Genomic DNA, 981 nt, shown 5'->3' with positions numbered 1-981 from the left:
GGGATGTGAGTGTAGCACTGGATGGGTGGGTGTGTGAGTGTGAATAGGTTGGATGGATGTCGTGCTCGATAGTAGTGTGGTCGCAACGTTGTAGATTTTGTCTTTTTTAATGACTCCGCCCACCACCAGGACCTCCACCCTTGCGCCCCCTCTTTCCTTACACGACGCTCTCCCGCTCTGATTCCGCCGCATGCCCGCCGTTCGCCGCCGCCTGCCCACGCTTCCGTCCGCGCTGCGTCGCGCCGTCCGCACGCTGGCCGTCGCCGTCGCAGCAACCACCACCGCGATCGCGCTGGCTGCCGCGCCCGCGCAGGCGGCCGACGCGGTGCCCGCGTGGACGCTCGACCGGCTGATGTCGACGCTCGCGCAGCACAAGTCGGGGCGCGCGACGTTCACCGAGACGAAATACCTGTCGATCGCGACGCAGCCGGTCGAATCGTCCGGCGAACTCGTGTTCGTCGCGCCCGACCATCTCGAGAAGCACACGCTGAGCCCGAAGCCCGAACACCTCGTCGTCGATGGCGACATGCTCACCGTCGAGCGCAACAACCGCAAATACACGCTCGCGCTCGCACGCTATCCGGAACTCGGCGCGTTCATCGACAGCATCCGCGCGACGCTCGCCGGCAACCGCTTCGCGCTCGAGCAGGTGTACAAGGTCGCGCTCGCCGGGCGCGGCGACGACTGGACGCTGACGCTCACGCCGCTCGACTCGCGGATGTTGAAGGTCGTCAGCACGATCACGCTCGACGGCACGCGCGACGTGTTGCGCAGCGTCGCGATCCGGCAGGCCGACGGCGACCGTTCGGTGATGCGCCTGCAACCCGTTCCGGCGAACCCGAACTGATGGACGATCGCACCCGGCCCCCGTCGTCACCGATCGCGCGCCGCCCGCACGCGCTGCGGCAGCGCGCGGTGCTCGTGTGGCTGCTCGCGCTCATCGCGTGCGGCGTCGCGATCGGGCGCGCGCACTTCACGGCA

The 981-nt window shown here is 68.0% G+C and carries 1 protein-coding gene; it reads left to right on the top strand.

Features of this window, described 5'->3' with window-relative positions; translation table 11 throughout:
• Nucleotides 1-190: 190 nt before the first annotated feature.
• Entirely contained in the window at nucleotides 191-847 is a 657-nt protein-coding gene (locus G3N93_RS40685) for an outer membrane lipoprotein carrier protein LolA (RefSeq protein WP_206135596.1), read from the top strand.
• Nucleotides 848-981 lie beyond the last annotated feature (134 nt).

This window comes from Burkholderia sp. Se-20378 (genome assembly GCF_017104665.1).
GTDB classification, from domain to species: Bacteria; Pseudomonadota; Gammaproteobacteria; order Burkholderiales; family Burkholderiaceae; genus Burkholderia; species Burkholderia lata.
The sequence above is the reverse complement of the archived record's forward strand: the minus strand, read 5'-3'. Positions and strand labels throughout refer to the sequence as shown.